This is a genomic window from Pseudoalteromonas sp. MB47, from assembly GCF_011319765.1.
Lineage (GTDB): Bacteria > Pseudomonadota > Gammaproteobacteria > Enterobacterales > Alteromonadaceae > Pseudoalteromonas > Pseudoalteromonas simplex.
In genome coordinates, this window is sequence record NZ_VFBD01000010.1 from 35,802 (window position 1) to 60,364 (window position 24,563).

General features: G+C 41.6%; 21 protein-coding genes. 11 read left to right on the forward strand and 10 right to left on the reverse strand.

Annotation, left to right across the window (positions count from 1 at the left end; translation table 11 throughout):
- Nucleotides 1–67: 67 nt before the first annotated feature.
- The 3 genes from purM to IMPJCBKJ_RS06565 are packed head-to-tail and all read left to right on the forward strand — an operon-like array spanning nucleotide 68 to nucleotide 2,527.
- Nucleotides 68–1,120 (forward strand): phosphoribosylformylglycinamidine cyclo-ligase, encoded by a 1,053-nt coding sequence (gene purM, locus IMPJCBKJ_RS06555; protein ID WP_166339439.1) that lies wholly within the window; start codon nucleotides 68–70, stop codon nucleotides 1,118–1,120.
- Entirely contained in the window at nucleotides 1,120–1,767 is a 648-nt protein-coding gene (gene purN, locus IMPJCBKJ_RS06560) for a phosphoribosylglycinamide formyltransferase (protein ID WP_138599716.1), read from the forward strand. The genes purM and purN overlap by 1 nt, the downstream gene beginning before the upstream one ends.
- Entirely contained in the window at nucleotides 1,712–2,527 is an 816-nt protein-coding gene (locus tag IMPJCBKJ_RS06565; protein ID WP_082389175.1) for a DUF3108 domain-containing protein, read from the forward strand. The genes purN and IMPJCBKJ_RS06565 overlap by 56 nt, the downstream gene beginning before the upstream one ends.
- Before the next feature lie 15 nt (nucleotides 2,528–2,542).
- Here IMPJCBKJ_RS06565 and IMPJCBKJ_RS06570 read toward each other — a convergent pair whose 3' ends face one another.
- Entirely contained in the window at nucleotides 2,543–3,307 is a 765-nt protein-coding gene (locus IMPJCBKJ_RS06570) for a class II glutamine amidotransferase (protein WP_054551596.1), read from the reverse strand.
- Nucleotides 3,308–3,643: 336 nt separating this feature from the next.
- On the opposite strand from IMPJCBKJ_RS06570, the gene fadE reads away from it, so the two are divergent.
- Nucleotides 3,644–6,100, forward strand: coding sequence for an acyl-CoA dehydrogenase FadE (fadE, locus tag IMPJCBKJ_RS06575; RefSeq protein ID WP_054551597.1), 2,457 nt, complete (start codon nucleotides 3,644–3,646; stop codon nucleotides 6,098–6,100).
- On the opposite strand, the gene IMPJCBKJ_RS06580 is transcribed toward fadE, so the two are convergent.
- Complete coding sequence (locus IMPJCBKJ_RS06580) at nucleotides 6,097–7,191, reverse strand: DUF6136 family protein (protein ID WP_054551598.1); 1,095 nt, start codon at nucleotides 7,189–7,191, stop codon at nucleotides 6,097–6,099. The two genes, fadE and IMPJCBKJ_RS06580, sit on opposite strands and share 4 nt — an antisense overlap.
- Nucleotides 7,188–7,778 (reverse strand): ATP-binding cassette domain-containing protein, encoded by a 591-nt coding sequence (locus IMPJCBKJ_RS06585; RefSeq protein WP_166339441.1) that lies wholly within the window; start codon nucleotides 7,776–7,778, stop codon nucleotides 7,188–7,190. The genes IMPJCBKJ_RS06580 and IMPJCBKJ_RS06585 overlap by 4 nt, the downstream gene beginning before the upstream one ends.
- A 149-nt stretch (nucleotides 7,779–7,927) precedes the next feature.
- On the opposite strand from IMPJCBKJ_RS06585, the gene IMPJCBKJ_RS06590 reads away from it, so the two are divergent.
- The 3 genes from IMPJCBKJ_RS06590 (at nucleotide 7,928) to IMPJCBKJ_RS06600 (ending at nucleotide 11,114) form a co-directional block, all read left to right on the forward strand.
- Complete coding sequence (locus IMPJCBKJ_RS06590; protein WP_138619333.1) at nucleotides 7,928–9,853, forward strand: S9 family peptidase; 1,926 nt, start codon at nucleotides 7,928–7,930, stop codon at nucleotides 9,851–9,853.
- Between the two features lie 303 nt (nucleotides 9,854–10,156).
- Nucleotides 10,157–10,594, forward strand: a complete 438-nt coding sequence (locus IMPJCBKJ_RS06595; RefSeq protein ID WP_054551944.1) for a SulA-like leucine-rich domain-containing protein — start codon at nucleotides 10,157–10,159, stop codon at nucleotides 10,592–10,594.
- A gap of 40 nt (nucleotides 10,595–10,634) precedes the next feature.
- The gene (locus IMPJCBKJ_RS06600) at nucleotides 10,635–11,114 is read left to right on the forward strand and encodes a YchJ family protein (RefSeq protein WP_054551601.1); all 480 of its coding nucleotides are present in this window, start codon (nucleotides 10,635–10,637) and stop codon (nucleotides 11,112–11,114) included.
- Here IMPJCBKJ_RS06600 and IMPJCBKJ_RS06605 read toward each other — a convergent pair.
- Together IMPJCBKJ_RS06605 and IMPJCBKJ_RS06610 are read right to left on the reverse strand one after the other, a co-directional pair.
- Nucleotides 11,111–11,935: an alpha/beta hydrolase-fold protein gene (locus IMPJCBKJ_RS06605; protein ID WP_166339443.1), complete on the reverse strand. Its 825-nt coding sequence runs from the start codon at nucleotides 11,933–11,935 to the stop codon at nucleotides 11,111–11,113. The genes IMPJCBKJ_RS06600 and IMPJCBKJ_RS06605 overlap by 4 nt on opposite strands.
- 2 nt (nucleotides 11,936–11,937) lie before the next feature.
- Nucleotides 11,938–12,582: an alpha/beta hydrolase gene (locus IMPJCBKJ_RS06610; protein WP_346774154.1), complete on the reverse strand. Its 645-nt coding sequence runs from the start codon at nucleotides 12,580–12,582 to the stop codon at nucleotides 11,938–11,940.
- Nucleotides 12,583–12,944: 362 nt separating this feature from the next.
- Here IMPJCBKJ_RS06610 and IMPJCBKJ_RS06615 point away from each other — a divergent pair, with 362 nt between their 5' ends.
- Together IMPJCBKJ_RS06615 and IMPJCBKJ_RS06620 are read left to right on the forward strand one after the other, a co-directional pair.
- Complete coding sequence (locus tag IMPJCBKJ_RS06615) at nucleotides 12,945–13,832, forward strand: LysR substrate-binding domain-containing protein (RefSeq protein ID WP_054551603.1); 888 nt, start codon at nucleotides 12,945–12,947, stop codon at nucleotides 13,830–13,832.
- Between the two features lie 317 nt (nucleotides 13,833–14,149).
- Nucleotides 14,150–14,914, forward strand: coding sequence for a YdcF family protein (locus IMPJCBKJ_RS06620; RefSeq protein WP_166339445.1), 765 nt, complete (start codon nucleotides 14,150–14,152; stop codon nucleotides 14,912–14,914).
- A gap of 5 nt (nucleotides 14,915–14,919) precedes the next feature.
- On the opposite strand, the gene IMPJCBKJ_RS06625 is transcribed toward IMPJCBKJ_RS06620, so the two are convergent.
- Entirely contained in the window at nucleotides 14,920–15,672 is a 753-nt protein-coding gene (locus IMPJCBKJ_RS06625; RefSeq protein WP_138619339.1) for a Nif3-like dinuclear metal center hexameric protein, read from the reverse strand.
- 150 nt (nucleotides 15,673–15,822) lie between these two features.
- Between IMPJCBKJ_RS06625 and IMPJCBKJ_RS06630 the strand changes: the two genes are divergently transcribed.
- Nucleotides 15,823–16,200 carry a hypothetical protein gene (locus IMPJCBKJ_RS06630; RefSeq protein WP_054561783.1) on the forward strand — a complete coding sequence of 126 codons (378 nt, stop codon included), beginning with the start codon at nucleotides 15,823–15,825 and terminating at the stop codon, nucleotides 16,198–16,200.
- A 30-nt stretch (nucleotides 16,201–16,230) separates the two neighbouring features.
- On the opposite strand, the gene IMPJCBKJ_RS06635 is transcribed toward IMPJCBKJ_RS06630, so the two are convergent.
- The gene (locus IMPJCBKJ_RS06635; protein WP_166339447.1) at nucleotides 16,231–16,707 is read right to left on the reverse strand and encodes an HPP family protein; all 477 of its coding nucleotides are present in this window, start codon (nucleotides 16,705–16,707) and stop codon (nucleotides 16,231–16,233) included.
- A gap of 100 nt (nucleotides 16,708–16,807) precedes the next feature.
- On the opposite strand from IMPJCBKJ_RS06635, the gene IMPJCBKJ_RS06640 reads away from it, so the two are divergent.
- Nucleotides 16,808–17,350, forward strand: coding sequence for a TetR/AcrR family transcriptional regulator (locus tag IMPJCBKJ_RS06640; RefSeq protein ID WP_166339449.1), 543 nt, complete (start codon nucleotides 16,808–16,810; stop codon nucleotides 17,348–17,350).
- A gap of 54 nt (nucleotides 17,351–17,404) precedes the next feature.
- Here IMPJCBKJ_RS06640 and IMPJCBKJ_RS06645 read toward each other — a convergent pair whose 3' ends face one another.
- The 3 genes from IMPJCBKJ_RS06645 to IMPJCBKJ_RS06655 form a co-directional block, all read right to left on the reverse strand.
- Entirely contained in the window at nucleotides 17,405–20,590 is a 3,186-nt protein-coding gene (locus IMPJCBKJ_RS06645; RefSeq protein WP_166339451.1) for an amidohydrolase family protein, read from the reverse strand.
- Nucleotides 20,591–20,696: 106 nt separating this feature from the next.
- The gene (locus IMPJCBKJ_RS06650; protein WP_138602575.1) at nucleotides 20,697–21,521 is read right to left on the reverse strand and encodes a M90 family metallopeptidase; all 825 of its coding nucleotides are present in this window, start codon (nucleotides 21,519–21,521) and stop codon (nucleotides 20,697–20,699) included.
- A gap of 90 nt (nucleotides 21,522–21,611) precedes the next feature.
- Entirely contained in the window at nucleotides 21,612–24,518 is a 2,907-nt protein-coding gene (locus IMPJCBKJ_RS06655; protein ID WP_166339453.1) for a ligand-binding sensor domain-containing diguanylate cyclase, read from the reverse strand.
- Nucleotides 24,519–24,563: the final 45 nt, after the last annotated feature.

Here is a 24,563-nt window from a genome sequence, read left to right on the forward strand (position 1 = left end):
CAGTGCAATTGTTGTAAAATACGCGCGTTTCTAAGCAACCCACATGCAACTTTTTTGAGGAAAACCTGTGAGCGAACAAAAACAGTCTCTTAGCTATAAAGACGCGGGCGTAGATATCGATGCCGGTAATGCACTTGTTGAGCGTATTAAAGGCGTAGTTAAAAAAACCAGACGTCCTGAAGTAATGGGCGGTATCGGTGGTTTTGGCGCACTTTGCGAACTACCAACTGGCTATAAAGAGCCTGTACTGGTTGCTGGCACAGACGGTGTTGGTACAAAACTACGTTTAGCAATCGATCTTAAAAAGCACGACACAGTGGGTATCGACCTTGTTGCTATGTGTGTAAACGACCTTATTGTACAAGGTGCAGAGCCACTATTTTTCCTTGATTACTATGCAACGGGTAAATTAGACGTAGATACTGCGGCTGATGTTGTAACAGGTATTGGTAAAGGCTGTGAGCTTTCTGGCTGTGCATTAATCGGTGGTGAAACTGCTGAAATGCCAGGTATGTACGACGGTGAAGACTACGATATGGCTGGTTTCTGTACTGGTGTTGTAGAAAAATCAAAAATTATCGACGGTACTAAAGTTGCTGCAGGCGATCAATTAATCGCTCTTGCATCAAGTGGTCCTCACTCAAACGGCTTCTCATTAATTCGTAAAGTTCTTGAAGTATCTGGCGCAGACACGAGCGCTGAGCTTGAAGGCAAAACACTTGGCGATCACCTTTTAGAGCCAACTCGTATCTACGTTAAACAACTACTTGAGCTATTCAAGCAGGTTGACGTACATGCGTTATCTCACATCACGGGTGGTGGTTTCTGGGAAAACATCCCGCGCGTACTTCCTGAATCTGCAAAAGCAGTAATCAAAGGTGACAGCTGGAAATGGCCTGTTGTTTTCAACTGGTTACAAGAAAACGGCAACATCACAACACACGAAATGTACCGTACATTCAACTGTGGTGTAGGCATGGTTTTAGTTGTTCCAGCTGACAAACTTGAGCAAAGCTTAACAATCCTTAAAGATCTTGGCGAAAATGCATGGCATATCGGTGAGATCCAAGATGCGAAAGCAGGCGAAGAGCAAGTAGAAATTTTAGGTGGTCGTGACTAATGACCCCTTGTCGTCTTGTTGTATTAATTTCTGGTAGCGGTTCTAACCTTCAAGCCATCATTGACGCGTGTGCGCGTGGTGAGATAAAGGCCGAAATCGCCGCTGTAATTAGTAATAAAGCCGACGCCTATGGCCTTGAGCGAGCAAAAAATGCAGGTATACAAACATGTGTACTAAGCCATAAAGATTTTGACTCGCGCGAGGCCTATGATGCTGAGTTAATGGACATTATTGACAATTTTGAACCAAATCTAGTTGTATTAGCTGGTTTTATGCGTATTCTTACACCTAGCTTAGTGCAAAAGTTTAAGGGAAAAATGTTGAACATTCACCCTTCTTTGTTGCCTAAGTACCAAGGGCTGAATACCCACCAGCGAGCGATAGATGCAAAAGATGAGGTTCATGGTGTTAGTGTTCACTTTGTCACAGAAGAGCTAGACGGCGGTCCCGTTGTTCTTCAAGCCAAAGTGCCGGTACTCGAAAACGATACCGCAGAGACACTCGCACAACGTGTTCATCAGCAAGAACATATAATCTATCCGTTGGTGGTCAAGTGGTTCAGTGAACAACGACTCAAGATGGAAGCAGATTATGCAGTTTTTGACGAAAAGAAACTTCCTGCACACGGCGCGCACTACCCAGAATAAAAATCTAAGTGCCCTACTCGCTTGTGTGGGCACTTTATTACTTCCTACCAGTGTATTAGCTGGCGACCTCACTCAATACGAAGCCAAATACGATGTACTTCGTAAAGGCGAAACCCATGGTAAAGCAGTACGCGAGCTGAAAAAAGCCGCAGACGGTAACTACGTGATCACTTATCACAGTGAAATCGAATGGATGATTTTTTCAGACTCACGAAAAGAAACATCCATGTTTACTTATCATGATCAGAAAATTTCTCCGCTAAGTTACACTATGGAGCGTTCGGGCACCGGGCCTGATAAAGAGTACAGCTTAAAATTTGATGCTACGCAAAAGCAAGTTCAAAGCAGCCAAAGTAAATACCCTCTTAAAATTGATTGGTCAGATGATTTTCAAGATTCACTGTCTTATCAAGTGCAAGTACGCGAAGAGCTAAAACAAGGTAAAACGCAATTATCGTATCCACTGATTGATAAAAAAGGCAACCTTCGTAATTATGACTTTGAAGTTGTCGGCACAGAAATGATTTCGCTACCTATTGGTAATGTAGAAGCGATTAAAGTAAAACGATTATACGATAACGATAAGCGTCAAGCGCTTGCTTGGTTTGCCCCAGAAATGGACTACATGCTAGTTCGTATGTGGAAAGGTGAAAAAGGCGTAGAGCAATTTGAAGTGCAGCTTAATTCATTCACCGTGACCACACCTGTTAGTGTTCCAAATGAAGTGCAACAAGAAGTGAGTAATGAAGCGCCTGAGTAGCGCTTCATCTTTTATTTAAATCTTTTCGCCCATTTTAAACAGTGCAAACTCACCTGGCTCCATTTTCTGCCAGCGTTCATCATTGGTGAGCGGCCTTGTTGCAATCACAGTAACCACATCGTTCGGTGTGGTTTCTTTTTGAAAATCAATCACCATGTCTGCATCAATTAATGTCGCTTTACCAAACGGTGCACGGCGTGTGATCCAATGTAGGTTATTGGTGCAATAAGCTAAAACATAAACACCATCGGTAAGTAGCATATTAAATACGCCTTTCTCACGCAGCGTATGAGCAAGCTTTGCAGCATAACGAAATACAGACGCCATATTTGATGGGCGTTTAGGGTATTTTTCGCGAATTTTATCGAGCAGCCAGCAAAACGCCAGTTCACTGTCTGTATTCCCCACAGGTCGATAGTAATCTGGTTTTAAATCATGATAATTCGATAATTGCCCGTTGTGAGCATACGTAATTTCACGGCCCCATAACTCACGGGTAAATGGGTGGGTATTTTCAAGGCACACTCGACCACGATTACCTTGGCGAATATGGCTTATCACCGAAATACTTTTTATTGGGTAAGCTTTGACGAGTTTGGCAATTTCTGATTGGCAACTTGGCTCAGGATCTTTAAATGTACGACAGCCTTTGCCTTCGTAAAAAGTGATGCCCCAGCCATCTTTATGCGGGCCAGTATTACCACCGCGTTCTAATAATCCTGAAAAACTGAAACAAATATCCGTTGGTACATTGGCCGACATGCCAAGCAACTCACACATAGAACTCTTAACCTATAAAACTAATCGAAGGAAGGCATGATGGGCTGATCCCTGCCTGCGCTCATTGTTAAACATAGCGTTAAAGATGGCAACTGCTATGCTGAGATTTTCAGAACTATCTGAGCAATTCAAAACTAATCGTAAGTATAACGGCGCTGATTATAAGTAATTACTCAACAATTCCTCATCTGCTGTAAATGTTTTTGCACTGATAGCCATTTTTAAAATAATAAAACTCACCAAACAAGCCGTTTTAATCCTTGTTCCCCTCTTGATAATTCGCTTTTCTAGCGCTACTCTAAAAGAGGTGGTCTGACCTCTATTAAGGAATAATCAATGACTCTCATATTTTTACTTGGTTTACTCGTACTGCTTAGTATTGCGAGTTACCACAGAGCAAGCTGGAATACCTGCTTAGGTATTGCCGTTGCGACTTTACTTGTTGGCACATTTGCTGGCGCGTTTGGCGCAATTAGTTGGCTACTATTCTTACTTATCGCTGTGCCACTTTCTGTGACTGGCGTTCGTCAACAATACATCATCAAACCTATCTTCGCTGCTTTCAAAAAAGTAACCCCGACGATGTCGGATACTGAAAAATCAGCAATCGATGCCGGTACGACGTGGTGGGAAGCGGATCTTTTTTGTGGTCGTCCTGACTGGAACAAATTGCACCAATACCCAGCACCTAAACTGACTATCGAAGAACAAGCGTTTATTGATGGTCCAGTTGAAGAAGTGTGTAGCATGCTAGATGACTGGCACGCAACTCACGAACTAACTGATTTACCGCAAGATGTTTGGCAATATCTAAAAGATAATAAATTCTTTGCCATGATCATCAAAAAAGAATTTGGCGGTTTAGAGTTTTCTGCTTATGCACAATCATGTGTACTGCAAAAGCTAACCAGTAAATCGACGCTACTTTCTTCTATCGTAGGTGTACCTAACTCATTAGGTCCAGGCGAATTACTTCAGCACTATGGTACTAAAGAGCAAAAAGATCATTACTTACCACGCTTAGCAAGTGGTCAAGAGATCCCATGTTTTGCTTTAACATCACCAGAAGCCGGTTCTGACGCAAGTGCAATTCCAGATTACGGTGTTGTTTGTAAAGGTCAATGGAACGGCGAAGAAGTTGTTGGTATTAGCCTAACGTGGAACAAGCGTTACATTACTCTTGCTCCTGTTGCGACTGTACTTGGTCTTGCATTTAAACTACAAGATCCAGACGGTTTACTAGGTGATGATAAAGAGCCAGGTATTACCTGTGCGCTGATCCCTACAGATACTCCAGGGGTCGAAATTGGCCGTCGTCACTTCCCGCTAAACGTCCCATTCCAAAATGGTCCTACTCGCGGTAAAGACATCTTCGTACCACTTGATTACATCATTGGTGGCCCGAAAATGGCTGGTCAAGGCTGGCGTATGCTTGTTGAATGTTTATCTGTTGGTCGTGCAATTACATTGCCGTCTAACTCAACAGGTGGCATTAAAACAATTGCGCTTGCAACAGGCTCTTACAGCCGTATTCGCCGTCAATTCCGTTTACCAATTGGTCAAATGGAAGGTGTTGAAGAATCAATGGCAAAACTTGCAGGTTACGCATATAGCTCTGATGCTGCAGTGAGCATGTCTACAGGGGCTGTTGACCTTGGTGAAAAACCATCGGTTGTATCTGCGATTATCAAATACCACTTAACTGAGCAAATGCGTGAAGCAACGATTCACGGCATGGATGTTCATGGTGGTAAAGGCATCATGCTTGGTCCAAACAACTACTTAGGTCGCGGTTACCAAGGTGCGCCAATTGCAATTACCGTTGAAGGTGCAAATATCTTAACGCGTAACATGATCATTTATGGTCAAGGTGCAATTCGTTGTCATCCATTCGTGTTAACTGAGCTAGGTGCTTGTGCAATTGAAGACCGCGAAGAAGCGCTTGCTGTATTCGATAAAGCATTAATGGGTCACGTTGGCTTTACTATTTCGAACCTTGTTCGTACTAAGTGGTTAGCATTAACAAATGCTCGCTTCACAAGTACACCGTACAAAGACGAAACAGCTGAGTTTTATCGTGTTGCGTCACGTTTCAGTGCATCATTAGCATTAATGTCAGATATCAGCATGGCGGTATTTGGTGGTTCATTAAAACGTAAAGAGCGTATCTCTGCACGTTTAGGTGACTTACTAAGCTACTTATACCTTGTATCTGCAACGCTTAAACGTTACAACGACGAAGGCCGTAAAAAAGAAGATTTTGCGCTTGTTCAATGGAGCTGCCAAGATCACCTTTACCACTGCCAACGTGCACTCGCTGACTTAATCAATAACATGCCATCTGCACCACTACGTGCGATGCTAAAAATCATGTTATTCCCATTCGGTCGTCCAGTACGTAAGCCTACTGATAAGCTTGAGCACAAACTTGCTCACTTATTACAAGTACCAAGCGAAACTCGTAACCGTTTAGCTAACTACATTTATCTTAAAAACGAGCCACTTAACCTTGTTGGTCGTCAAGAGCAAACGCTTAAAGACATCCTTGAAGTTGAGCCTCTGTTTGACAAGGTATGCCGTGAAAAAGGCGTAAAACTGCCTTTCTTCCAGCTTGATAAAGTAGCGCAAATGGGCCTAGAAGCAGGCATTTTAAGCCAAGCTGAAGCTGACAAACTAGCTGCTGTTGAAAAAGCCCGTCTTGACGTTATTAACGTTGACGACTTTGACCCAGCAGACTTAGTTGCAGGTAATGTTGCCCGCGGCGAGAGCGATAAAAAAGCAGACGCCGCTTAAGCTAGCAAAACAATTCCAATTGTTATGAAAAACCAAACCAGCGCAAATTGCGCTGGTTTTTTTTGCGCTAAATATTGCTGCAATACACACCACACTGCCCCAATAGGGATGTAAATCAAGTTAGTGCCAAGCATGCTTATAACGACAATGAAAGCCACAGAAAAAAATATAAAGCTCGGTAAAAACTGGCTTATATAAAACGGCTTATCTTGGTTATTGCTTTGAAAGAACAGCCGATATTTTTTAAAAACAGCCAAGCAATCGAACTGCAGCGAGCTTGTTAGCAACACGCATACTGAAAAAGCCAAAGCCAGTACCAAGTCGCTAAAGTCATTACGCACTGCAATTAGCTGTAATAAAGCGAGCAAGCATGCTAGCAAGACTGAACCACGCCATATTAAGCTCCAGCTATGCTGTATAAAGTAACTAAGCCAAAACAAAGCAAGCGAGTGTACTTTTAACTTATGACTTATTCTTACAGGTGGGAGTAAAATCGAACAGCCGAAAATTGCAATAAAACTTAGATAGTATTGCAGTGAAGTTAAACTAGCAGGCAGTAATACCAAGATAGAACTGAGTAATAAACTATAAAAAAGTGCACGTGGCCTATAAAGAACAAATACTCCACATAGCCACTGCAACAGCATAAACAGTATAAAATGAGGCACTTGTAGCCATTGCTTTAACGATAGGTCGACTGCTATTAGTAAACTGGCAATAAGCCAAGCATTACTTAACAGTAGTAACTTGCAGTCAACACATACTCGCCAAGAGGATTTATATAGACTTCGCTGAAATGCCCTATTTTGCTCATTTTTAATGGCTGGTGCCATGGCCCATAACATTACTGATTCAAGTAAAAGATAAATCACTGCTAATTTTGCACCGTAACCAGGTGCTGCATGGCTATCGACTATTTTACCAAGTCCTAAAAACAACAATAAAACCATACCAAGAAAAGCTGGGCCCAGTACCAGTGCAAACAACAAGCTAAAATTCTTTAACTGAGACAGCATGCTCTTGAGGGTGGTCGTATATGCTAAGTATCGAAAAGAAAGGAATGAGAAGTAACTTGCAAAGGAATTTATCATAGTGATGTGCACTCAAAACCGTGCTGTATAAACACTTCTGGTTCGTGGCTTGTAATGATAATTTGCCCATTAGGTTTATCATCAAGGTAGTCATCAAGTAAGGTCAGCAAAAATTTTATACTTGTTTGATCAAGTGCAGCACTCGGTTCATCTAATAGCAAAAATGGAGCTTGCTTTAAAAAGGCAGTGATAAGCTGACACTTCTTTTGATTGCCACTCGACAAAGCACTAAAGCGAGTATTTAGGTGCTCTTTAAAGTTAAATCCAGTAATGAGTTGCTCTGGCATGTCTTTCTTTAACGCCTTGCAACTAAGTTCAATAACTTGTCGCGCAGTTAAAAAATCTGGCAGAGCAATACGGTCGCTAGCAATTGAAACATTGTTTTGCGGCGATTTTAATGCTTGATTATTATATAAAACCTGCCCTGATTGAGGCTTTTCAAGGCCTGCTAGCATCATCAGTAATGTTGTTTTTCCTCTGCCATTGGCTGCCTGTAAACAAACTCGTTTACCTTGAAATTGCTTATTATAGTTTTCAAAAACGTGGGCTGAAGCAAAGCGCTTATTGAGGTTGTTAATTTCAATCATGTTTATCCCTTTAATAGTGAAAAAATAGTAACACACTCATATCTCTTATTAGTTACATGATTTGTAACAAATATCGAACGGGTAAAACTTGCGTTTAGATTATGAACAGGCAACACTTGATAACGAAAAATTAACAAGGAATAATTACAATGAAACCGAGTTTTCAACTAGCAGCCGTTGCATGCGCGCTTAGCCTGGCGCTTGCAGGATGTTCTCAATCAACCCCATCAACAAGTAGCACCGAAAGCGTGCAACAAAGCCAAACTGTTAAACAGTATGATGCTGAAACCTTTTTTGATACAACCTCAATTATGGGCAGCAGCTTTTCACCAAAAGGCGACAAAATACTCGTTAGCAGTGACGAAAGCGGCATTTATAGCCTTTATGAAGTAGATATAAAAACCGCCAAAAAAACCCGCTTAACAGACTTTGAAGACAGTACGTATGCTGTGGCTTATTTCCCTAAAGATGAGCGCGTACTATTTACTAAAGACTCTGGCGGTAACGAGCGTTATCACATCTATGTTCGCGAAACAGACGGCACAGTTAAAGATCTTACGCCAGGTGAAGAAACCCGTGCAGGATTTGCAGGTTTCACAGAAGACAGTAAACACTTTTTTATAACCAGCAATCAGCGTGATGCTAAGTTTATGGACCTATATCGTGTTGATGCTAATAGCTATGAAGTAACGCCTGTTTACCAAAATACCATGGGGCTAGATGTCGGTGCGATCAGCCCTGACGGCCGTTTTATTGCTTTATCGAAAAACAATTCGAACAAAGACAGCGATGTGTTTATTCTCGATACGCGTAAGAAAACACTGAAACCAGAGCTCATTACCCGTCATGACGACGACGCTAAATATGGCCCAGAAACCTTCTCCAGAGACAGTAAATCATTATATTACTCAACCGACGCCAAAGGTGAGTTTGCAGAAGTGTGGCGCTATGACTTAACGACCGGCGAGCACAGCCCTGCCCTCAAAGATGAGTGGGATGTGAGTTTTATCTACTTCTCTAAATCTGGTCGTTATCAAGTAAGCGGTGTTAATGCTGACGCAAGCACTAAAGTGTCGATAATTGATACCACCACAGGTAAAGGTATTGCCATGCCATCGCTGCCAGCTGGTAATTTACGTGGTGTGAACTTTTCAGCTGATGAAAAGACCATGGCGTTTTATTTAAATTCAGATACCTCACCAAGTAACCTATTTGTTTGGCAACTCGGAGAATCAAAAGCTAAACAGTTAACCAACACATTAAGTGATGCAATTAATCAAAATGACTTGGTTGAAAGCACAATTGTGCGCTTTAAAAGCTTTGATGGTTTAGAAATCCCCGGGGTTTTATATAAGCCTAAGCAAGCTAACAGCAACAACAAAGTACCAGCTTTAGTTTGGGTGCACGGCGGTCCTGGCGGCCAAAGTCGTACAGGCTATAGTGCAATGCAGCAGCATTTAGTCAATCATGGTTATGCCATTTTTGCAGTTAATAACCGTGGCAGCTCAGGCTATGGTAAAACCTTCTTCCATTTAGATGATAAAAAGCATGGCACTGACGATTTACAAGATATTGTTTACGGTAAAAAACACCTGCAAAGCCTAGATTGGGTTGATGCTGATAAAATTGGCATCATGGGGGGCAGCTATGGTGGCTTTATGACCGCCGCCGCACTTGCCTTTGAACCTGAAGAGTTCAAAGTAGGCATTAATATATTTGGTGTAACAAACTGGGTTAGAACCTTAAACTCAATTCCACCATGGTGGGAAAGCTTTAAAAAGGCACTGTATGATGAAATGGGCGACCCCGCGACAGACGGTGAACGTCACCGTGCCATTTCGCCACTATTTCATGCTAAAAACATCACCAAGCCATTAATGGTGATCCAAGGTGCTAACGACCCACGCGTTTTACAAGTTGAAAGCGATGAACTTGTTGCCGCTGTAAAGGCAAATGGTGTGCCTGTCGAATATGTATTATTTGATGATGAAGGCCATGGTTTTACTAAAAAAGAAAACCGCATAAAAGCCTCAAATGCATACCTTGAGTTTTTAAATACCTACTTAGATAAATAGCAAAATTGCAAAGCTAAAGAGCCGGTATTATGCCGGCTTTTTTATGCAAAACACCTGTATAGAATCAAAATTTAGCAGTTTACACAGTACTGTATAAAACACTGTATATCTTTAATGATAAATTTTTCACCTTTTTTCCACCTTTAAACCAAAACTATAAACCATTGTTAAATAACAATTAAATTGTTTTTATTAAAATAAAACTGAATCATTGGTTAAAAAATAGCAAAAAAGTACTTGCGCAAAAACACTGTATAAACTACTGTATGCACATACTGTATAAACAACCAGTGAGTGAAAGTTATGTTACAGCCAATTACCTTAAGAACAGTTAAAAGCTACCAACAAGATAACGACAAAGCGTCTGTTAATTTAATTCAAATTGAAGACGAAATATCAGCAACCTTTGAGCTATTAAAAGTATTGCATCATTACAATAGCCAAAATGCATGGACACTACTAATTGCTCCTGATCATGTTCCTAGTAAAGCATTATTAGATTCGTGTTCGATTGATACCAGTAAACTACTTGTGATCAGACAAAAACATTTAGTTAATCTTGAGTACGTTCTTAGTTCAGCATTACATAACGGTAATTTTGCTGCAGTGATCACATGGACAGATATTGTAAACAATCATCAACTTGATTCGATGAACTTAAACCTTGAGCAGGCATCTGCTAAATTTTATTGTTTTACAAAAAGCGCTCAATTAAACAATTTAGTACCGCAGCCACAATAGGCTTGTTAAAATAACAATTTATAGTTTTAGGTAAGTTGTTATGACATCACTCACACACTCCCTTTGTCCTTGTGGCAGCGAATCGACTTACGAGCTTTGCTGCCAGCCTTTTCATACAGGTGCAAGCCAAGCTGATACGCCAGAGCAACTTATGCGTTCTCGTTTTAGTGCTTACGCACTAAAAGATGCAAAATATGTATTTAGTACCTATGCACAAAGCCAGCAAGCCGCTAACCCTGTTCGCGAAATTAAAGATTTTGCTAATAGCTGCCGTTTTACCAAGCTAAGTGTTTTAGATACTGAACATAACGAGCAAGAAGGTTTTGTCGAATTTAAAGCTAATTACTTTTATCAAAACTTGTATTGTGAGTTACACGAGAAGTCGCGTTTTATTAAAGAAGATGGCCTATGGCGTTACCTAGACGGTGATATAACGCCAGTTGCAGATATTAAAATAGGCCGTAACGACGAGTGCCCTTGTGGGAGCGGCAAAAAATATAAAAAGTGTCACGCTCTTTAGTTACCATTAACCTGGTAAATCCAGTCTAAGGCTTGGGTAATCGTTGTTGGGAATGCGGTTGCATGGCGTGCCTGAGGAATAACAAATAAATTTGTTATAACCAGCGCGCCGCTTTGTTTATTAATTTTAGCTGCTAATTGCCTTGCGCCCGACACCATTTTTTCACCTTCGCTTTCTTCAAGTTCTCCGATACCAATGTACACTTTAGTTGCTTTACCTGCAGGTACGACAGGCAAAGCTAACAGGCTGTGCTGCTTAAACCACACTGAAGGACTGCCGATAATATAATTTGAAAAAAGCGAAGGCTCAGTGAATAAGGTATAAGCCGCAAATAAACCGCCAAGTGAGTTACCGACTAACGTACCTTTTTGGTTAGTTCTGTAGTGAGCCTTAATGTATGGTAATACAGAGTGTTTTAAATAGTTTAGGTACTGGCTTGCTCCGCCAGTTTTACGTTGCCAATTTTTATCTTCAAATGGCGTATAGTCATAAATACGGCTATTAAGCCCAGATACACCCTTTTGATATCCTACTGCAACGATAATTACCTCTTCTATAGCCCCCGAATTCATCATAAAGCGACTAGCACCAGAGGCAATTGGCAAACTGTAGTTTGCATCTAATAGGTAAACAACTGGGTAGCGCTTCTGGTTTTGCTTTTGGTAGCTGCGTGGCAATTTAATCGTAATGGGGTATTCGTTTTTGGTATGTTTATCTTTAAGTAACACAGTATTAGTACGTGGCAAAGTAAACGGCTCAGCATTGCTTACAGAGCTCACACTCAAAACACTGATCACAATAACTAACAGTAAATAAGGCATAGTTAATCCTTTAGCCACTTCTTAATTGGTAACAGCCACTCATCTTTTGGTTTATAAAATGCGCCATGGGAGAGCCCTGTATTAATGCTTATTTCTTCGAACTTGGTTACGTCACTTCTATCAATTAAAAATTGGCAAGAGCCAACCTGATCTGAGCGCTCAAAGATAGAATACACTTTGCCATAAGCCTTAACTGATGTGTGATTTTTTATATGGCCTGCACAACCTGCCAATATAATTAAGTTAATATGTGTACGTTTAAGTTCATTAGCCGCCAGTATCGATAATGCCCCGCCCCGTGAAAAACCAACCAAACTAATGTTCGACTCAGCAACACCGGCACTGATCAATGCTTCAACATCTGCAGCGAGTTTTTTCGCAAACGTAAATGGCTCAGTACCTTTTGGCCTGTGATAGGCAATTAAATGATAGCTTTCATCTGCCAGTGCTTCTTTTACGGCCACAAAATCATAAACCCCAAAGGTTTTGTGAACAGGCTTAGGGTTTGTCCCTTCAACGATAAAACCATGTGAATAAAAAACGTAGTGACCATGCGGGTCAATCTCTGTTGGAAACTGGCTGTAAATAGTGCCAGCGCAAACAGGCAAAACCCAGCATGCACAGAGTAAAATTACGGTACGTATCACAAGCATTCCTTTAAAAATCACGTTACACCTAATAGAAGATAATAACACCTTAAAAAATAATATCTTAGCAAACAACTAAACCCTACTCTCAGTAATTTTAATTAAATATCAAATTACTAATCGCAAGCTGTATCACGATTTAAACGGCTAGTTTCAACTTGAGGTAAATTCATGGAATTTCATAGTTAAACTACAAAAAACAACATGACAACGCTGTCAAAAATTTATCGAAAGGCGTATTGTAAAAAAGCAGTTAAAATAACCACATATTTTAGACGTCTAGACGTTGAAAAAATAAATTCTAAGGCGTAGTATGTTCGTAATCTGAGTTAGACTCACATTTTCCATGAGATTTTTTAAAGATGATTGATATAAAGCACCTAAAAACCATAGCGACCCTTAAAGAAACAGGCTCTTTGGTCAATACCGCCCGTGAGTTGTTTTTAACTCAATCGGCTTTATCGCATCAAATTAAAGATCTCGAGAATAAGTTAGATTGCCAGCTGTTCGAACGTAAAACACAGCCTGTGCGTTTTACTCCGCAAGGTATGCTACTTCTGGAGCTTGCTAATGAAGTATTACCTCGTGTTGAGGCAACAAAATGTCGGTTAAAAGAAAGCCTTAACCAGCCAATCTCAAATTTACGTTTAAGCGTTGAGTGTCATGCCTGCTTTCATTGGTTGCTCCCAACCATCAAAGAATTTAATAATTTTTGGCCTGATATTAAAATTGATTACGAGCGCGGCTTTAGTTACGACGCCATTCCAGATTTAATTAATGATGAATTAGATCTAGTGCTGACTTCTGATATTCGTGAACCCGATCAACTTGAGTATGCTCACCTGTTTGATTTTAAATTAAAACTAATCGTTGCACCGGATCATGAGCTAGCAAAAAAAGCCTATGTCACCGCCCTTGATTTAAAAAACGAAACAATTATTTCGTACCCTATTCCCCGTGAGCGCCAAGACATCTTTAAACATTTTATTCAAAATGCACGCTTTGATGGCACGCTTAAAACGGTTGACCAAGGCTTATTGATATTTCAATTAGTGAGTGCAGGTATGGGGGTTGCAGCATTACCAGACTGGCTAGTCACTCCTTATGAAAGCCAAGGACTCATTAAGTCTATTCCGTTAGGTGCACTAGGCCTTACTCGCCCTATGTATTTAGCGATGAAAAAGAATATGAAAGATAACCCAGTTTATCGCCACTTTTTAAATACGTGTAAGCAAAATAACGGTCGCTAAAACAAGGCAAAATAACTAACATAGCTGCATCAATTACTAATAATAATGTTAATACCCAAACCACCTCAAGGTGCGAGTTTCAGTTGGAATTAAAAGCGATTTAGGCAAGGCATTGATTGCAAACAATAGTGGTTCTATGGTTAAAATCAATAACGCAGTATAATTCGCTTTTAAACCAACCCTTTGGGCGCTTCACAGGTGCTTACTCTCATCGTTGTTACTTCTTAAAAGGGGCTGCCATTTTTGCAAAGTAACGCCTTGATATTAAGGCACCTGTGAAACGCTGAATTCTGTACCTTGAGGAGGCTTGGGTATACATGTTTGAAATTAAAAAGATCATTGGCTCTTTATTAATGCCCCTGCCTTTGCTGGGGCTGCTTACTTTAGTGATGGTATTTTTAGCCATTGCACATAAACGCAAAGCACTCTATTTTGGCTTTGTTAGCATTTTAACTTTAATGCTGATAAGCACGCCATTTATTGGTCAGTCACTGATAGCTGCAAGCAATAACCCTGCATGGCAATTTAACCAAGCAAAACACCCTAAACTCGATAACATTGTGGTACTTGGCTGCTCTATAATGCCCAACTCGCGCCTTCAAGCAAACCACCAGCTAGGCGATTGTGCGCTTGCTCGATTACTTGAAGGTGTTAAGCTTGCCTATCACTACCCAAATGCCACCCTCTATGTATCAGGAGGCGGTTTTGCTAATACCACCAATAGTCAGCTCATGTTTGAAACAGCAAAAGCGTTGGGTATTTCTGCGACGAGAGTTAAACAAAATCCTCTCGCTATGGATACCGCAGAAGAAGCGAAACGACTTGCCATTTATTTAGTCGATAAAAAAACAGCGCTTGTCACCTCAGCGAGCCACATGCCACGTGCGAAAGACTTATTTAATGCACAAGGCATTGATGTGATCCCAGCGGCAACCGACTTTCAAGATTTTAGTCAGTATCCAACGTATAAGCAGTTTATACCTAACATTGCAGTACTTGTTGCAGTGACCAGAGTCGCGCATGAGAAAATTGGCAGTGCTTGGGTGAGTGTGCGCCGCTGGATTGATCCAGAGGCGCTGTAGAACAATCAGACTGGATTGTCGATATCGATAAACGTCACATCAAAACCATGCTGCTCAGCTAAAAGCTCGCCTAAGGCTTTAATGCCATAACGCTCAGTAGCATGGTGACCTGCTGCAAAAAAGTCGATACCTTGCTCGCGTGAACTATGAATCGTTTGCTCAGAGGCTTCACCTGTAAGATAAGCATCAATCCCTTGGGCAGCTGCTAAATCAATATACCCTTGTCCGCCACCTGTGCACCAAGCGATGGTTTCAATTTTCTCTTTTCTTACCAAACTAGCTAATGGTGCACGGTTAAGTACTTGGGTTATTTTGGCGGTAAACTCTTCACCACTTAAAGGTGTTTTTAAACGCCCTTTTACCGGCACACTATTTGGACCAGATTCAAGCCCACCTGTGAACTCAATATCGAGTAACTTAGCCAGTTGCGCGTTATTACCAATTTCAGGGTGTATATCTAGCGGTAAGTGATAGCCATATAAGTTAATATCATTATTTAAAAGTGCTGCAATACGGCGCTTTTTCATGCCCGTGATTGGCTGCGATTCCCCTTTCCAGAAATAGCCGTGATGTACCAAAATAGTATCTGCATTTTCTGCAATAGCGGCATCAATCAATGCTTGGCTAGCTGTGACACCCGTCACTATCTTTTTTACTTCGCTCGCACCTTCAACTTGTAAGCCATTTGGGCAAAAGTCAGCGATAGAATCAGGTTTAAGAATGTCGTTTAATAATTGAGTAAATTGTTTGCGTTGCATATAAAAATCGTCCTTCAACCCTCTATTTTGTGCAAATTTTGGCGTTTATGAGTGAAAAATGGAAGGAAAATCGCAAAAAATTGAAAAGTAAGCTGAAAATAGGTATAAATATATATTCTTAATCTGTGTTTACAACGTATAGGGTCTCTGATGAGCAAACTAGACAAAACAGAAGTGTTAAATGCCTTCGAAGCAGCATACGAAGCAGCGAATGGTAAGAAACCTGAAATCACAACAAAACCTGGTTGGTATAGCATCGACGGTGGCAAAAATATGCGCCTTGCTGATGTTGCAGCACTGACTGAAGAGCTCACTTCTGGTAAAACAGCTGAGCCTAAAGCAGAAGAAGCACCTAAAGCACCAGCGAAAAAAACCAAAACTAAAACCGCTGCACCGGCTAAAACAGCTAAGAAAGCATCGTTCACTGTTGTTACAGCAAACGATGACGGTTACAAAGCTGAAGAGCTTTGGATTGTTAACCTAGCTGAAAAAGACCACGATTGTCGTTTACCGCGTGGTGTTGTGTAATCAAATTACACTTAGCAACTTTAAAAACCGCTACTCGTTAGCGGTTTTTTTATGGCTGATCATTTGGCTAGTTATAATCCATTGACTAAATTGGCCAAACAACACAATAAATACGGTTCCAATCAATACAGGCATCACTAAAAAATCCCAGCTTTGCATAGATTGCATTATCAAAATTGGGTTTGCGCCTGCAGCTGGATGTACTGTGTCCGTCAACATCATTAGGCTAATTGCCAACCCTGTGGCTATAGCAATTTCAACTGGCCCTACTCCAACATAATTTACAAATACGACACCGATTAGTGCAGTTAAAAAGTGCCCACCGATAACATTCTTCGCTTTCGCAAGCGGACTATGTGGCACACCAAATACCAACACCGCAGTTGCTCCAAATGGGGCCATCAACCACACACCAAAACTTCCTAATTGCTGTAAATAGGCCAACACAAAAATTGCCATACAAGCAAATATACCCGCAATGGCCGCCTTGCTTACTTTATTCTCCATAAAACCTCCAATAGGTAGACCGACTTGTCTACCCGGTAGATAGTAGACAAGTCGGTCTACTTCTGTCAAGCTGTCATTAGTCACCCAATGAGGCCTTGTTATGGATAAACGAACACATATTATTTTGACCGCCCTGTCACTTTTTTATCAAAAAGGCATTCATAGTGTGGGGATAAACGAAATTATTAGTGTGGCGGGTGTCGCCAAAAAAACCATGTACCACCATTTCACAAGTAAAGATGAATTGTTATTAGCGTGCCTTAGTGAGCGACATACCCGATTTTTAAATTGGTTAACGCATGCCACCAGCAAGCTAACCACTGTTGAAGAGTTTAAAGTCGCTTTGATCAGCTGCCATGAAGCTTGGTTTAATTCTGAGGTGACTGAGTTAGGTGATTTTAATGGCTGTTTATTTATTAACACCGCTGCTGAGTTTGCTGATCCTGCAAGCCCGATAAATCAAGCCTGCAAAGAGCATAAAATGGCAGTACAGCAGTTAATTAAACAGCGTCTATCAGCGTGTGAAAACATGGAAAGCTCGCAGCTCGACTCACACAGCCACTATTTAATGACGCTGGTAGAGGGCATGATCTGCCAAGCAAAACTAGTAGGAATTAAACAGTTTCCTTATTTAAAGCAATAAATAAACAATAAAAAAGCGGCACAATGGCCGCTTTCAGTTTAGATTTTTGCTATGTTAGATTTTTTCAAAATATAGCTTTTCGCGTTTTTTCTCACCCACTTCGTTCATGGTTGCAGCATCAAATAAACGACCATTGATCATGGTGTAATCGATTTTATCAGTATCACGAATGTTAGTTAGCGGGTTACCGTCAATAACAATTAAATCGGCAAGTTTACCCGGCTCAAGAGAACCGATGTTGGTATCAAGGCCAATGTATTTAGCAGGATCTAAGGTTGCTGCACGAATTGCTTCAAGTGGTGTCATACCGCCTTGCGCAAACATCCAAATTTCCCAATGTGCCGCTAAACCTTCACGTTGACCGTGAGCACCAAGGTTTACTAAAACACCTAAGTCTTGCAGCTCTTTAGCAACACGGGCATTGTTAAAGTGGTTATAGTGATGATCGGGCGCCTTAACACGACGCATTGAGCGAGGCAAAAGCTGATTCTTTGGTACAAATTTACTTAAGCGTGGGTGATTCCACACATCTGTCTTGTCGTACCAATAATTTTCACCCCAAATACCACCGTAAGCTACACCCAGTGTCGGCGTATAACCCACATCGCTTTGAGACCAAAGCTGGCGAATATCATCGTAAATATTGGCAACAGGAATTGAGTGTTCAATACCCGTATGACCATCAACTACCATAGTTAAGTTGTGCTGCAGTAATGAACCGCCTTCAGGCACAACCATCATTTCAAGTTCACGACCTGCTTCAATAACTTGTTGGCGCTGTTCACGACGAGGTTGGTTATAGGATTTAACACTAAACGCACCTACTTTCTTTAAACGCTCAAGATGGAATTTAGCATCTTCTAACGAGTCAATATGCGATGTATAACCTGGCATATTTGCACCATATAAAATGGTACCCGTTGAGAAAATACGAGGGCCGACAATCATGCCCGCTTTTTGCATTTCGCTTGCAGCAAAAATCTCAGTGGTGTCGTTTGATGGATCGTGAATCGTTGTCACGCCTAACGCTAAACCCGCTAAGTTCTTCCAGTTTTGCTGTGGAATGATCTCATCGCTGCCTTGCGAGCCGTGCGCATGTGCATCAACAATACCCGGCATAATTGTCTTCCCAGTTACATCAATTACTTCTGCACCTTTAGGAATAGCAACACTGTCTTTACTACCAACTGCTTTAATATGCTTACCATCAGTAACAATAACGCCGTTTTCAATAACCTGCTCACCGTTCATGGTGATAATACGCGCACCAGTTAACGCAAAGATTGATTTAGGCTCCGCCATGGTTTTTGTAAAACCGATGTTGTCGCCGCTTTTAACTATAAAGTCAGTCTCTGCATTTTGGTTAATATCAAATAAACCCGCTAGGCTGGCATGATATAACTCTGGGCCTAAGCTCCAATAAAGTTTATCGCTTGTGCCACTCCAGCTGATGTTTTCACCCGCGCGAACAGAAAGCTGCTCAATTGGGAATTGGCTATCTTTCGGGCCAATATTAATGGTTTTGCCACGCTCAACAAATGGCGTAACAAATACTTTAAAACGCTCTGCAAACGCTAAGTATTGGCCATCTGGTGATACTCTAAACTCTGTAGCATGTTCTGATTCGTAAAGTTTACGAACTTGCTTTGATTCAAGCTCAACAACACTTAATGTTGGTTTCGGCCAAGGGCTCATCACATAAATACGGTCATTCGCTGCACCAAATTGCGGCTGATAGCCTGATTTAGTGATTAGCGTCGCTTTACCGCCTTTAGCACTTACTGAGTAAATACCTGGCTCTAATGACCATGTTGGGTTAAGGATACTGCCGCCAGACGCTTTACGGTAAACAACCGTTTTGCCATCAGGGCTGAAAGTTGGCTCTACATATTTACCCGGCTCTTTAGTAATGGTATCGCCACGGCCACTGCGCGCAGATACAACACGAACTGAGCCCTGTTCGTTATCATCCCATGTTGTATAAACAATCTTCTTACCATCACGAGAGAACTGCGGGAATAATTCAAAGTGGTCGTCTTGCTTAGTCAGGCGCTTCACTTTGCCAGACTCTAAATCACGTTTATAAATATGACCTAGCGCTTCAAATATAGTCGTTTCACCATCAGGTGAAATTTGTACATTGCGCAGCATTTTCACATCAAAATTATCGCTATCAATGTTTTGTGTAAAACGCACGGCTTTTTGAATTTGCTTATTGGTCTCCACTTTAAACGGAATAGTCGAGACAGACTTATCATCTACATCTAGCTTATGAATTGACCCGCGCGCCCAAAAGACCAGTTGTTCGTTATCTGGTGTCCAAGCAATTGTTGGGTATACGCCATGAATTGCCCATGTCTCTTGCATATCACGCTCAAGCTCGCCATACAGCTTAGTATGCTCACCGGTGTGAAGATCATATAAGTACAAGCTTGTTTGGAAATCATCGCGCTTAATATACGCAAGCTTTTTACCATCTGGTGAAGGTGTCGGTCGAATAGCCCCACCCATGCCATCAATAATTGTTTCAATCTCGCCAGTTTCACGGTCATAGCGTTTAATTTTATAAATACCCGCTACAGAATCTTTAGAGTAATGGAATGTTTTACCCGGCGTTGCATCATGCGAGAAATAAACATAACGACCATCCGGTGAGAACATTGGTTCGCCTAAGTCTTTTTGGTCGTTCTCACGTGCGGTTAGCTGCACACCTTTACCACCCGCTTTGTGGTAAAGCCATACTTCACCAGCCCCTAAAGAGCGGCTTGCAGTAAAGTGCTTACGCGCAACTAAGTAGTCACCATCTGGGCTCCAAGCTGGGCTGTTTAACAAACGAAATGTTTCGTTCGTTACGGCTTTTTGATTTTCACCATTTAAATCCATAACCCAAATATTGTCGCCACCTCCTTGGTCTGAAGTAAACGCAATGTGCTTACCATCAGGGCTAAAGCGTGGTTGCATTTGCCATGCAATATCACTGGTTAATTGCGTTGCTGTGCCACCTGACATTGGCATGGTATAAATATCACCGAGTAGGTCAAACACCACTGTTTTACCATCAGGGCTAATATCTACGTTCATCCACGTGCCCTGCTCAACACTAATTTTAGCGTCTAGGAATTGGCCTTTAGGTGCGTCCACCTGCCATTTGTCGTCATTTGATTGCTCAGCTGCCGCCACTTGCCCAGTTAGAGCAAGTGAAATAGATACAGCGAGCGCTGTATGAAGCATTTTCTTCATTGAAATCTCACTTTTTATTGTTTTGCTTATATGCACACTTTTAAGATTGCACCAAATAGCATAGCAAGATTCCAGTGATTCGTGTTAAACAGACGTAAATAGTCGACTAATGCCACGCAATCGGATCAAACTGATAAAAGCCAACCAGTAAATGATAAATTTCTGGGTCAAACTGCCTGAGCTCAGCGGGTTTTTCTAAAAAGGTTTCGGTGATAACAGCAAAAAACTCTGCCTCATTAGTCGCGCCATAGCTATGAATAACATGAGGCATGCCATAAGCTAAATGAGTTTTCAGTTGATTAAAGGCGCGGCTAAATACTTTTGCCCACTTTTGGTAATCCTCGTTACTCGAAAGCAGTGGTGTACCCGTGGTTTTGCCGGTTTCTTGGTCGAGCTGATGGGCAAATTCATGAAACACTAAATTATGGCCATCGCTTGGTAAACGGTTCCCCTCAAGGACATCATGCCAACTCAATACCAGCGTTCCGCCTGGCCATGATTCACCTTGACGCACCGTATTGTGATAACTAACAAGTCCGGCATTATCGCGGGAAGTTTGCGGGGCATAATACGCGCTTGGATATAACAGGATCTCTTTTACATTACGATACAGTGGCCATGGTTTATTAAGCACTAAAACACAGGCATCAGCTGCCACAATCAGCTTCATTGCATCATTAAGCTTAAGGCCATCACAACCGATAAAGCGTTTTTCATTTAAAAACCAAACGATATGACGCTCCAGCTTTTCACGATCGGCATCCGTCATCTTTCGGTAGATGGGCATATATTTTAACAGCAGATCTTTTTGCTGAACATTGAGGGAGTTATTTAGGTATTTTTTCTGCCAAAAGTGATTACGGATATCGTCCCAGCGCCAGTAACACACAACAAAAATTATTAAAAAAAGTATCAAAACCAGGTTAAGCATTACTATCGCCTAAAAAACAATCTTGATACTTTAATGTGTGCAAACAAAAAAAGATCAATTGTTTACACACATTTTTATTTTTAAAGCTGATTAATCGAGCGTAATACAGCCTTGATTATAAATAAAAATTTGGTTCCGGCCGTTATTCTTCGCATTGTATAAAGCGTTGTCGGCGTGTGATAGCAAGCGGTCGTAGTCTGCAACTTGCGCGTTATCTGCCACACCAAAACTTACCGTTACAGAAAGGCTATCTGCTAATTCTGAGAAATCGTAACCCGCTATCTCTAAACGGATAATTTCACATAATCTTGCGGCCTCTTCAGCGTTTTTGTATGGAAACAACAGGGTAAATTCTTCACCGCCCCAACGCGCCGCATAACCTTCATCAGGGAAGTTCATGCGCAGTAAACGAGCAATTTCACAAATCACTTTATCACCAATTAAGTGCGAGAAATTGTCATTAATGAGTTTGAAGTGATCAATATCCATAATCGCAATACTAAGCGTTTTATTATCACGTTGGAACTGACTAAAGTTTTCAGACAGCCATATATCAAAGGCACGTCTATTCGGTAATTGCGTTAATTGGTCATGATTCGCTAAATGAGCAAAGGCATCGGCTTGCGTTTGCAAATCATGCATTTGCTGTTCAACTTTTTCAGTTAACTCAATTTCAATGCGCTTGTAATGATATAAGCGGTATTTATAAATGGCATAAGCAGCAAAAAGCACTGCAACTAAGATAAATAATTTAAAGCTGGTTTTCTGCCAAAAATAAGGGGCTATTTTAAACCGCAGTACTTGTTCATTATCTTGCCAATCACTATTTGGATACCCAGCGCGCACTTTAAAGGTATAGTTACCCGGTGGTAAATTAGTGTATTCGGTAATGGCCAAGCGCCCCCTGTCTACCCATTGTTGATTGTAACCACTTAATTGCGTTTGGTAGTTTAAACGCCCGGGCATAATAAAACTAAGCCCAGCGTAATTAAACGAAACACGAGAAACACCCGCAGGCAAGCTCAACACCTCATTTCCAACGGGTAAAGTCATGGGTTTGCCATCGACTTCGAAGCTTTCAATAACCGTCGATAGTCGGCGTTTACTGGCTTCTTTTAAGCGTTCTGGTGTCGCAATAGCAAGGCCTTTTGCAGTAGCAACCCATACTTGTCCATCTGAATGAAGCACAGCAGCAGGGTTTGAACCACCATTAGCTTGCGCGCTAAGCATGCCATCGCCTTCATCATAAAGCTGCATCGAAACACTCATTGGCTGAACTTTTTCAGGGTTATCTAGCAGTGCTACTAGCTGAGCTTTATTGACTTGAATAATACCGCGGTTACTGGTCAGCCACAGTGAGTCACCTTGTTCAATGACTTGGAACAGCTTATCGACAGGTAAACCTTGATCTCGACCAAATAAGCTCATTTTATCTGTACTGAGATTGTAACGAACGAGACCTCTATCGGTTGCAAGCCACATTTTATCGCCATCTAAGTAAAAGCCGAATGCATACTCAGTGCTGAACTGCGTTGGAAACTCAAGTGTTTTAAACTGCTCTGTAACTGGGTCAAAAATAGACACACCGACGCCCGTGCCAACCCATAATCTACCATGGTCATCCTCATTAAGTGCCATTATGAAATCACCGGCTAGGCCATCCTCCGTGGTAAACGAATGAATTTGCCCTGCAGGGTCTATCTTGGTTAAGCCTGCAGCGGTACCAACCCATAGATTATCAAAAGCATCAAACAACACAGCGCGAACTTCGTTACTGATCAGGCCATTACTGCGGTTTTTTACTGGGTAAATTTGCCCATTAACCACTTTCATTAAACCGGCAGTATAAGTGCCTAGCCAGACTCCGCCCTGCTTATCTTCAGTTAAACTTAAAACGGATAGTGGGTCTTTTTCATAGGCTTGGGTAAGGGTTGTGAGCTTGCCATTTTCAATACGATTTAAGCCATTACTACTGCCCACCCATAAGCTGCCATCAGAATGCGATAACACGGTACGCACATAATCAGATGCAAGCCCACGACTTTGGCTCCAATTCGTAAATGGTGCTTCGCGCAGGCGGAATAACCCGGCATTCGTGCCAACCCAAATACTTTTTTCCCGATCGAGCAATAAGGATAAAATACGGTTGTTGGGTAAGCCATCATCTGCCGCTAAGTTTTCAAGGCCTAAACTGCTAAGTCTAAATACCCCTTTATTGATGGTGCCAAACCACAAATCGCCTTGTGCATCTTCGAGTAAACTAGCAATTGATTCGTTGTTAAGGACGGGATTAATAGCAACAAACTTATTATTTTTCTTTTGCCATGCCCCTTTTTCAGTGCCGACAATTAAAGTGCCTGACTCCGTTAGTAACAAGGTAAACACAGAAGCATTTGGAAGCCCTGAGTCTTCATTGATCTTACTAACTTGCTTATTCTCTATTTGATAAAGACCATCACTGGTCGCAGCCCAAATCACGCCTGTTTTGTCTTGTAAAAGGCGGTAGGCACTTAACTTATCAAGCAGTTTTTGCTCAGTGGCAGTTTCAGAAGCGCGGTATACAATACCTTGCCCTTCAAGTGCCAACCAAAGCTCACCTTGTTCAGTAACAAGTGCATGATTAACCATGGCTGATGAGCTTGGTAATGCGCGCCACCCTCCTTGTGAGCGAAGCGCAATGCCACCACGGGCACCCACGATATATAAATCGCCATTTTCCATTGCAATAAGGCTACGTAGGCCAGAATCAGGTAAGCCAGGTATTTCTGTTCGAGTAAAGAGTTTAAACTCGCGACCATTAAAACGGGCAAGCCCTTCCCAAGTTGCTATCCAAATGTAACCATCTTTGGTTTGCGCTACACCATTTATACTATTGTGAGGAAGGCCGGCGCGAGTACTCCAAGTCTCTGTAAAATAGTCACTTAAAGAGAGGCGTGCAGATTCTGCAACCGCGCTGAAACATAAAAAAAGGAAAATACAACTAACTACCCGCACCATTAAACTAAAACCCTGATATTTATTATCGTTCTATTCAGTGATGTA

What these genes read in the sequence shown, in the direction of transcription:
- purN (WP_138599716.1), top strand. Translation starts at nt 1,120, where the DNA reads ATGACCCCTTGTCGTCTTGTTGTATTAATTTCTGGTAGCGGTTCTAAC.
- IMPJCBKJ_RS06565 (WP_082389175.1), top strand. Translation starts at nt 1,712, where the DNA reads ATGCAGTTTTTGACGAAAAGAAACTTCCTGCACACGGCGCGCACTACC.
- IMPJCBKJ_RS06570 (WP_054551596.1), bottom strand. Translation starts at nt 3,307, where the DNA reads ATGTGTGAGTTGCTTGGCATGTCGGCCAATGTACCAACGGATATTTGT.
- fadE (WP_054551597.1), top strand. Translation starts at nt 3,644, where the DNA reads ATGACTCTCATATTTTTACTTGGTTTACTCGTACTGCTTAGTATTGCG.
- IMPJCBKJ_RS06580 (WP_054551598.1), bottom strand. Translation starts at nt 7,191, where the DNA reads ATGATAAATTCCTTTGCAAGTTACTTCTCATTCCTTTCTTTTCGATAC.
- IMPJCBKJ_RS06585 (WP_166339441.1), bottom strand. Translation starts at nt 7,778, where the DNA reads ATGATTGAAATTAACAACCTCAATAAGCGCTTTGCTTCAGCCCACGTT.
- IMPJCBKJ_RS06590 (WP_138619333.1), top strand. Translation starts at nt 7,928, where the DNA reads ATGAAACCGAGTTTTCAACTAGCAGCCGTTGCATGCGCGCTTAGCCTG.
- IMPJCBKJ_RS06595 (WP_054551944.1), top strand. Translation starts at nt 10,157, where the DNA reads ATGTTACAGCCAATTACCTTAAGAACAGTTAAAAGCTACCAACAAGAT.
- IMPJCBKJ_RS06600 (WP_054551601.1), top strand. Translation starts at nt 10,635, where the DNA reads ATGACATCACTCACACACTCCCTTTGTCCTTGTGGCAGCGAATCGACT.
- IMPJCBKJ_RS06605 (WP_166339443.1), bottom strand. Translation starts at nt 11,935, where the DNA reads ATGCCTTATTTACTGTTAGTTATTGTGATCAGTGTTTTGAGTGTGAGC.
- IMPJCBKJ_RS06615 (WP_054551603.1), top strand. Translation starts at nt 12,945, where the DNA reads ATGATTGATATAAAGCACCTAAAAACCATAGCGACCCTTAAAGAAACA.
- IMPJCBKJ_RS06620 (WP_166339445.1), top strand. Translation starts at nt 14,150, where the DNA reads ATGTTTGAAATTAAAAAGATCATTGGCTCTTTATTAATGCCCCTGCCT.
- IMPJCBKJ_RS06625 (WP_138619339.1), bottom strand. Translation starts at nt 15,672, where the DNA reads ATGCAACGCAAACAATTTACTCAATTATTAAACGACATTCTTAAACCT.
- IMPJCBKJ_RS06630 (WP_054561783.1), top strand. Translation starts at nt 15,823, where the DNA reads ATGAGCAAACTAGACAAAACAGAAGTGTTAAATGCCTTCGAAGCAGCA.
- IMPJCBKJ_RS06635 (WP_166339447.1), bottom strand. Translation starts at nt 16,707, where the DNA reads ATGGAGAATAAAGTAAGCAAGGCGGCCATTGCGGGTATATTTGCTTGT.
- IMPJCBKJ_RS06640 (WP_166339449.1), top strand. Translation starts at nt 16,808, where the DNA reads ATGGATAAACGAACACATATTATTTTGACCGCCCTGTCACTTTTTTAT.
- IMPJCBKJ_RS06645 (WP_166339451.1), bottom strand. Translation starts at nt 20,590, where the DNA reads ATGAAGAAAATGCTTCATACAGCGCTCGCTGTATCTATTTCACTTGCT.
- IMPJCBKJ_RS06650 (WP_138602575.1), bottom strand. Translation starts at nt 21,521, where the DNA reads ATGCTTAACCTGGTTTTGATACTTTTTTTAATAATTTTTGTTGTGTGT.
- IMPJCBKJ_RS06655 (WP_166339453.1), bottom strand. Translation starts at nt 24,518, where the DNA reads ATGGTGCGGGTAGTTAGTTGTATTTTCCTTTTTTTATGTTTCAGCGCG.